Source organism: Streptomyces dysideae, assembly GCF_001514305.1.
GTDB lineage: Bacteria > Actinomycetota > Actinomycetes > Streptomycetales > Streptomycetaceae > Streptomyces > Streptomyces dysideae.
The window spans coordinates 90,952-98,765 of record NZ_KQ949113.1 but is presented as its reverse complement, the minus strand read 5'-3'; the positions used below and the strand labels follow the sequence as shown (position 1 = coordinate 98,765).

At 70.8% G+C, this 7,814-nt stretch carries 7 protein-coding genes; 4 read left to right on the top strand and 3 right to left on the bottom strand.

Annotation, left to right across the window (positions count from 1 at the left end):
- Window positions 1–101: 101 nt before the first annotated feature.
- Entirely contained in the window at window positions 102–512 is a 411-nt protein-coding gene (locus AQJ91_RS40315; protein WP_067032488.1) for a VOC family protein, read from the top strand.
- Between the two features lie 150 nt (window positions 513–662).
- Entirely contained in the window at window positions 663–1,097 is a 435-nt protein-coding gene (locus AQJ91_RS40310; protein WP_067032485.1) for a VOC family protein, read from the top strand.
- A gap of 63 nt (window positions 1,098–1,160) precedes the next feature.
- Here the strand turns inward: AQJ91_RS40310 and AQJ91_RS40305 are convergent, their stop codons facing one another.
- Both AQJ91_RS40305 and AQJ91_RS40300 read right to left on the bottom strand, forming a co-directional pair.
- Window positions 1,161–2,519 (bottom strand): MFS transporter, encoded by a 1,359-nt coding sequence (locus tag AQJ91_RS40305; RefSeq protein WP_067032483.1) that lies wholly within the window; start codon window positions 2,517–2,519, stop codon window positions 1,161–1,163.
- 212 nt (window positions 2,520–2,731) lie between these two features.
- Window positions 2,732–3,397, bottom strand: coding sequence for a TetR/AcrR family transcriptional regulator (locus AQJ91_RS40300; protein ID WP_067032479.1), 666 nt, complete (start codon window positions 3,395–3,397; stop codon window positions 2,732–2,734).
- Between the two features lie 146 nt (window positions 3,398–3,543).
- Here AQJ91_RS40300 and AQJ91_RS40295 point away from each other — a divergent pair, with 146 nt between their 5' ends.
- Together AQJ91_RS40295 and AQJ91_RS40290 are read left to right on the top strand one after the other, a co-directional pair.
- Window positions 3,544–4,440, top strand: a complete 897-nt coding sequence (locus AQJ91_RS40295) for a shikimate dehydrogenase (RefSeq protein ID WP_407696997.1) — start codon at window positions 3,544–3,546, stop codon at window positions 4,438–4,440.
- Between the two features lie 84 nt (window positions 4,441–4,524).
- Window positions 4,525–6,327 carry a bifunctional sugar phosphate isomerase/epimerase/4-hydroxyphenylpyruvate dioxygenase family protein gene (locus AQJ91_RS40290; protein WP_067032473.1) on the top strand — a complete coding sequence of 601 codons (1,803 nt, stop codon included), beginning with the start codon at window positions 4,525–4,527 and terminating at the stop codon, window positions 6,325–6,327.
- On the opposite strand, the gene AQJ91_RS40285 is transcribed toward AQJ91_RS40290, so the two are convergent.
- A complete protein-coding gene (locus AQJ91_RS40285; RefSeq protein WP_067032470.1) occupies window positions 6,314–7,777 on the bottom strand; it encodes a membrane-associated oxidoreductase in 1,464 nt (487 codons plus the stop codon). The two genes, AQJ91_RS40290 and AQJ91_RS40285, sit on opposite strands and share 14 nt — an antisense overlap.
- Window positions 7,778–7,814 lie beyond the last annotated feature (37 nt).

Sequence of the window (7,814 nt, the reverse complement as noted above, 5' to 3'; positions counted from 1 at the left end):
ACCCGGGGCGCAGGGCGGATGGCCGATGGTCCGGGCGCCGGTCGGCTGCCTAGGCTGCCGAGTGGATCACCGTCGATGAGGACGTCATGAGGAGGGGCACCATGCCCGTCAACGGCCGTAGTCACATCCGGATCGCCCGCCCGTCCCGGGACCTGGCCGCGGCCGAGCGGTTCTGGGCGGAGGGGCTCGGACTCGGCGTCGTATGGCGGGCGGTGGGCGGCGCCGACCCCGGTGAGCACGACCTGCTGATGCTCGGCTGGCCGGACGCCGACTGGCATCTGGAACTCGTCCACGAGGCGTCCCGTCCCGTCGAACCCCGGCCCACCGAGGAGGACCTGCTGGTGGTCTACGTCGACGGGCCGGTGCCGGACGACCTGATCGCGAGGCTGGAGCGGCACGGTGGCAAGCGGGTCCTGTCGCCCAACCCGTACTGGAACGAGTGGGGCGTGACGATCGAGGACCCGGACGGATACCGGCTGGTGCTGTGCCGGCGGGGCTGGACGAACGCGTAGCGTCCGCGACGCGGCTGGACTGAACAGGTCCCAGCAGCCGGACAGAACAGCCGCAGGACAGCCCAGCAGAGCGTCAGTCAGTGCCCGAGTCACGACCACCGGAACCTGAGTATCAGCATCAATGTCAGTGCCGCGCAGTACGGTCCTGACATGGCAGCCAGAATCGATCTCACGCTTGACTGCACGAACGCGCCACTGCTCGGCGTGTTCTGGAAGACGGCCCTGGGCTACGTCGACGAGCCACCGCCCCCTCCCTTCGCCACACGCGAGGAGTGGCTCGCCCAGTTCGACCTGCCGGAGGACGACTCCGTGGACGACGTCGCCTGGCTCTGCGACCCCGACGGCGTCGGCCCCCGCCTGTCCATCCTCAGGGTCCCCGAACCCAAGACGGCGAAGAACCGGCTGCACATCGATGTCCGCGTGCCCGGACACGGCAGCCCCGAGGAGCGGTGGGCCCGTATCCGAGCGGAGTCCGAGCGCCTGGTGAAGGCGGGCGGGAGCGTCCAGGAGGAGTTCACCGGACACCACATCGTGATGGCCGACCCGGAGGGCAACGAGTTCTGCGTGGCCGCGACCTCCGCGTGACGGGGCGCGTGTCCCCGGAGCCACCACGGGATCCGGGGACACGCGCCCTGAGCGGGAACGGAGTCAGGCCGTGACCGTCTCCCGCTGTGCCGTCTCCGGGGACACCCGCTCCCCGAGCAGCTCCGTCGGTACCTTCGCCGTCTCGCGGGCCGAGAACGCCGCCACGATCGGCGGCACGCACAGCGCCGCCGTGAACAGGGCCACCGACAGCCAGTCGTCGCCGTCCGGACCCGCGATCTGCGCGGCGAAGGTGACCGCGAACCCGGCCACGGCGAAGCCGATCTGCGTGCCGATCGCCATGCCGGACAGCCGGACCCGGGTCGAGAACATCTCGCCGTAGAAGGAGGGCCACACCCCGTTCGCGGCGCTGTACACGACACCGAAGGTCACGATGCCGAGCAGCAGGACCAGCGGATACGAGCCCGTGGAGATCGCCCACAGGTACAGGAACATCGTCACCGCGCTGCCGATCGCGCCGATCAGGAACACCGGGCGGCGGCCGATGCGGTCGGACAGCGTGGCCCACAGGGGGATGGCGGCGAGCGCGACCAGGTTCGCCAGCGCGCCCACCCACAGCATGGACGAGCGGGACATGCCGACCGCGTCGCTGGTGGCGTACGCCAGGGCCCACACCGTGAAGATCGTGCTGACCGAGGCGATGAGCGCGCCCGCGATCACCCGCAGGACGTCCGCCCAGTGCTCGCGCATGAGCACGACCAGCGGCAGCTTGACGACGCCCTCGGTGGCGGCCTGCTGGGCGAAGGCCGGTGTCTCCTCCAGCTTGCGGCGGATGACGAAGCCGACGACGGCGACGGCGACGCTCAGCCAGAACGGGATCCGCCAGCCCCACGACAGCAGCTGGTCCTCGGGCAGCGCGGCGATGGGGATGAAGGCGAGCGTGGCCAGCAGCTGGCCACCCTGCGTACCGCTGAGGGTGAAGCTGGTGAAGAAGCCGCGCCGGTGCGGTGGCGCGTGTTCCAGGGTCATGGAGTTGGCGCTGGCCTGCTCGCCGGCCGCCGAGATGCCCTGCAGGACGCGGCACAGCACCAGCAGGACCGGGGCCAGCGTCCCGACCTGGTCGCGGGTGGGCAGGCAGCCGATCAGGAACGTCGACAGACCCATCAGGATCAGTGTGAAGACCATGATCTTCTTGCGGCCGAGCTTGTCACCGAAGTGGCCGAGGAACAGCGCGCCGACCGGGCGGGCGGCGTACGCCACGCCGAACGTGGCCAGTGACAGCAGGGTCGCGGTGGCGGGGTCGGACTGGTCGAAGAAGATCTGCGGGAAGATCAGCGCGGCCGCGCTGCCGTAGATGAAGAAGTCGTAGTACTCCAGGGCGCTGCCGATCCAAGCAGCTGTGGCTGCTTTTTTCGGCTGCCCGACGGGTTCGGCAGGGTCGCGGGGTGCGCCTGATGCTGCCACGGCGTTGCTCCTTCGAGGGAACTCCAACGTAAGTGGAGTGAGCGGCGGGGGAGAAGTGCCGGATCCCTGGGGTGATGGGTCGGCCGTGCCGGGCGCTACCCGGCTAATTAACGCACTGGATAGTTAGTAGCGGTTGGCTACGGATGTTGCGCTCACGTTTCCCGGGTGTCAAGGGGTGGTGCCGAAGGATCTCGCCTCGCCGCGGGCCGTGCTCAGTCCTCGCTGCGGTCCGCCGTGAGGTAGGCGATCACCATGTCACCCAGCATGTTCCGGTAGTGCTCGCGCTGCGCCGGGTCCACCAGGTCGCGGCCGAACAGCGCGCCGAAGGTGTGCCGGTTGGCGACCCGGAAGAAGCAGAAGGCGCTGATCATCGCGTGCAGGTCGACGGCGTCCACGTCGGCCGTGAACAGGCCGGACTTCTGCCCCGACTCCAGGATCCGACGGATCACGTCCAGGGCCGGCGAGCCGATCCTGCCCAGCTCCTCGGAGGCGGCGATGTGCTCGGCCTCGTGGATGTTCTCGATGCTGACCAGGCGGATGAAGTCGGGGTGCTGCTCATGGTGGTCGAAGGTCAGCTCCGCGAGGCGCCGGATGGCCGCCACCGGGTCCAGATGCTCGACGTCGAGCTCCTGCTCGGCCTCCCGGATCACACCGTACGCCCGCTCCAGCACGGCCGTGAACAGCTGTTCCTTGCCGCCGAAGTAGTAGTAGATCATCCGCTTCGTGGTACGGGTGCGGGCCGCGATCTCGTCGACGCGGGCCCCGGCGAAGCCGGCGCGGGCGAACTCCCGGGTCGCGACGTCGAGGATCTCGGCCTTGGTGCGGGCGGCGTCACGGATGCGCCCGTTGGGTCGTGCCGGTTCGTCGACGCTCGTCATCGCGTTCCTTCGGGCGAGGGGCCAGTGACCGGATTGTAGAAGCCCGGACACGTCCGTTTTCGGCGAGGTCTTCCCAGGCCCCTGCCCCTGCTGCTATGACTAACGTACTAGTTCGTACATTAGTGAGGCCGCTCAGGAGGTCCCGCGTGACCAAGGACGCCAAGGACTCGTATCTCGTCGGACTGATCGGTTCCGGCATCGGTCCCTCGCTCAGCCCGGCCCTGCACGAGCGGGAGGCCGACCGGCAGGGTCTGCGCTACCTCTACCGGCTCATCGACATCGACACCCTCGGTGTACCGCCCGAGGCGGTCGGCGACGTCGTGCGGGCCGCCCGTGACCTGGGCTTCGACGGACTCAACATCACGCACCCGTGCAAGCAGCTCGTCATCGGACACCTGGACGAGATCGCCCCGCAGGCCGAGGCGCTCGGAGCGGTCAACACCGTCGTCTTCGAGGACGGGCGTGCCGTCGGCCACAACACCGACGTCACCGGCTTCGCCGCGTCCTTCGCGCGCGGACTGCCCGACGTACCGCTGGAGCGGGTCGTCCAGCTCGGCGCGGGCGGTGCGGGCGCCGCCGTCGCGCACGCCATGCTCACCCTGGGCGCCGAGCGGGTCACCGTGGTCGACGCGCTGGCCGACCGGGCCGCCGGTCTCGCCGCCTCCCTGAACCGTCACTTCGGCGAGGGCCGGGCGGCCCCCGCGACACCGGACCGGCTGGCGGGTCTGCTCGCCGGCGCCGACGGCATCGTCCACGCCACTCCCACCGGCATGGCCGCCCACCCCGGGCTGCCCCTGCCCGCCGAGCTCCTGCACCCCGGCCTGTGGATCGCCGAGGTCGTCTACCGACCGCTGGAGACCGAGCTGCTGCGCACCGCCCGGGCGATTGGCTGCGCCGCTTTGGACGGGGGTGGGATGGCCGCCTTCCAAGCTGCGGACGCGTTTCGCCTGTTCACGGGCCGTGGGCCCGACAGCCTCCGGATGCTGGCGGACATCGCGGACCTGGCTGGTGTCGCGGAGCCGTCTGCGGGCCATGCGGTATGACAGCTGCGGGCCGTCCGTGGCTGGTCGCGCAGTTCCCCGCGCCCCTGACGGGGCGCGACACAGCGCACCTCAAGGAGCATGAACATGCGTACATCCATCGCCACCGTCTCCCTCAGCGGATCCCTCACCGAGAAGCTCACGGCGGCCTCCCGGGCCGGCTTCGACGGCGTGGAGATCTTCGAGAACGACCTGCTGGCCAGCCCGCTCACCCCCGAGGAGATCCGCGCCCGCTGCGCCGACCTCGGCCTCACCATCGACCTGTACCAGCCGATGCGGGACGTCGAGGCCGTGCCCGACGACGTCTTCGACCGCAATCTGCGCCGCGCCCGGCACAAGTTCGACCTGATGCGCAGGCTCGGCGCGGACACCGTCCTGGTCTGCTCCAGCGTCGCGCCGCAGGCGGTGGACGACGACGCGCTCGCCGCCGGACAGCTGAGCCGACTGGCCGACGCGGCCGAGGAGTTCGGCGTCCGGGTCGCCTACGAGGCGCTGGCCTGGGGACGGCACGTCAGTACGTACGACCACGCCTGGCGCATCGTGGAGGCGGCCGGTCACCCCGCCCTCGGTACCTGCCTGGACAGCTTCCACATCCTGTCCCGGGGCTCTGAACCGAAGGACCTCGAAGGCATTGCGGACATCCCCGGCGAGAAGATCTTCTTCCTCCAGCTCGCCGACGCCCCGCTGCTCGCGATGGACGTCCTGCAGTGGAGCCGGCACTACCGCTGCTTCCCGGGACAGGGGGGATTCGATGTCAGCGGCCTTGTACGCCATGTACTGCATACGGGATACAGCGGACCGTTGTCCCTGGAGGTCTTCAACGACGTCTTCCGGCAGTCCGAGGCCGCCCCGACGGCCGTGGACGCCCACCGCTCCCTGCTGGTCCTCCAGGAGACCGTCGGCCTGGCCACCCCGCCCGCGCCCGTCGTCCCCACGGGCGTCGCCTTCGCGGAGCTGGTCACGCCCGACGCCGATCCGGTCGCGGCGCTGCTCGGCGCCCTGGGCTTCGCCCGCAGCGCACGGCACCGCAGCAAGCCGGTGGACCTGTGGCAGCAGGGCGAGGCCCGCCTGTTGGTGAACACCGGCCCGGCCGTACGCCGTGACGGCACCCAGCTCGCCGCGATCGGCCTGGAGTCACCGGACCCCGCCGGTGCGGCCCGCCGCGCGGAGGCCCTGCTGGCGCCGGTCCTGCCCCGCCGCCGGGCCGCCGAGGACGCGCCGCTCGACGCGGTGGCGGCCCCCGACGGCACGGAACTCTTCTTCTGCGCCACGGATCGGACCGAACTCCCCAACTGGCGCACCGACTTCGAGGACGTCGAGCACACCGAGCAGGCACCCGGCGTCACCCGTATCGACCACCTCGCCCTCACCCAGCCCTGGCACCACTTCGACGAGGCGACCCTCTTCCACCGCAGCGTCCTCGGCCTGGACGCACAGGACAGCGTCGACGTCGCCGACCCCTACGGGCTGATGCGCAGCCGTGCCGTCACCAACGCCGACGGCAGCGTCCGGATCGCCCTCACCGTCGGCGCGGCGCCCACCGACGACACCGTCCACGCCCAGCACATCGCGCTGGCCACCGGTGACGTGGTCGCCGCGGCCCGCCGCTTCCGCGCGGCCGGCGGCCTGCTCCTGCCGATCCCCGCCAACTACTACGACGACCTGGCGGCCCGCTTCGAGCTCACCGACAGCGAGCTGGAGACGTACCGCGAACTCGGCATCCTCTACGACCGGGACGCACACGGCGAGTTCCGCCACTGCTACACCCGCACCGTCGGACGCGTCTTCTTCGAGCTGGTCCAGCGGGACGGTTATCGGGGTTACGGAGCCCAGAACGCCCCGGTGCGGCTGGCCGCGCAGCACAGCGTGAAGGGGCTCACTGGCGGCTGACGGTCCTGGTCACACCGGCGAAGACGGTCGTGGCGAGGATCCAGCCGGCGACGACGAGGGCGTAGGAGAGCGCCTGGTAGCCGCCCTTCGGGGCGAAGGCGCTCTCCTGGCCGAAGGAGATCACCGGCAGGAGCAGGTCGAGCGTGTAGAAGAGCGGGTTGAACTCGGGGGCCTCGTCCGCCTTCAGTGGTGGCGGGTGGTGCAGGGCGTAGGCGACCGAGCCGACGGCGAGCAGCGACAGCAGCCAGCCGCAGGCGCGCAGGGGCCGGAAGCCGTAGCCGACGGTGGCGTCCTGGACGTGGCCCCACAGCCGCCCGTACCAGGAGAGCGTCCGGCGATGGCGGCGCTGTTTGGCGAGCTGGACCAGTCGGGCGGCGTGGTCGTCGCCGATACGGCGGTAGGCGGCGGTCAACTGCTCGTAGGCGTGCGGGACATAGCCCTCGCGGTCCCGCTCCAGCATCGGCAGCCGGCGCTCGGCGGGTTCCTGCGGGGTGAGCGAGGTGTAGACGAGCCCGTTGAACTGGACCTCGTCCGGCACCACTTCGGGTTCCAGGAAGAGGTCGTCGATCTGGGCGCGCCGCAGACTCAGCGTGCCTTCCATGGCCGGGCTCCTGCGCAGCCACAGCTCCCCGATGCTGCAACTGCCCGCCCTCAGCGCCGCGTCGCCCGGGTTCGACACGCGTGCGTACGACAGGTCGAGCCGACCCGCGATCCGGGCGCCCCGCAGACCGATCCAGCCGAACGTGACCAGGCGCCGCATGTGGAAGTCGGTCTCCACGCTGATCGTCTGCGCGTCGAGCACGAGGTCGCCGGGGTTGCTGAGGCGGGCGTCGTTGAGGTTGGCAGATCCCGCGACCGAGGCGCCGTTGAGACGCACCTCGCCGTGTGCGCGCAGCCCGGGCGCCCACAGGTCGTCGCCGACGGACACGTGGTTGAGCTGCAGCGCGGGCTCCCCGGCGCCGACCGCGGTGATCTCGGCCCGGTCCATGAACAACGCTCCGCCGATCTGGGCCCCGCCCAGCCGCACCGGCCCGCTCAGCTGACAGCCCGTCATACGCAGGACGCCCTCCACCTGAAGCGTGGCGGCGGCCAGCCCGGGCAGCACGGATCCGCTCAGGTTCAGCTGGCGCAGCCGGGAGCCGTACAGTTGGGGTACGGCGTCGAAGAAGCAGTGGCTCAGCCGTACGGCGTGGTCGACCGTGCCGTGCTGGAGGCTGAACACGCCGGTGATGCGTGCCCCCGCCAGTTTCAGAGCGGGTATCTCTCCGTTCTCCTGCGGGCCGTTGAGCAGCAGCGCCCGCAACACGGCAGCTCGCACGGTGCGTTCGGGCCCCCAGTCGGCGCCACCCGCCACGTCCTCGTCCTCAGCGGCACGGAAGTCCACGGCCTCGCCCCGGGGGAAGGCCCGCCACACCCGCAGTTCTGTCGGCGTAAGATCATCTGTCTCCATCAGCCGGGACTCTGACGCCGACCGGGGCGAGCTGTCA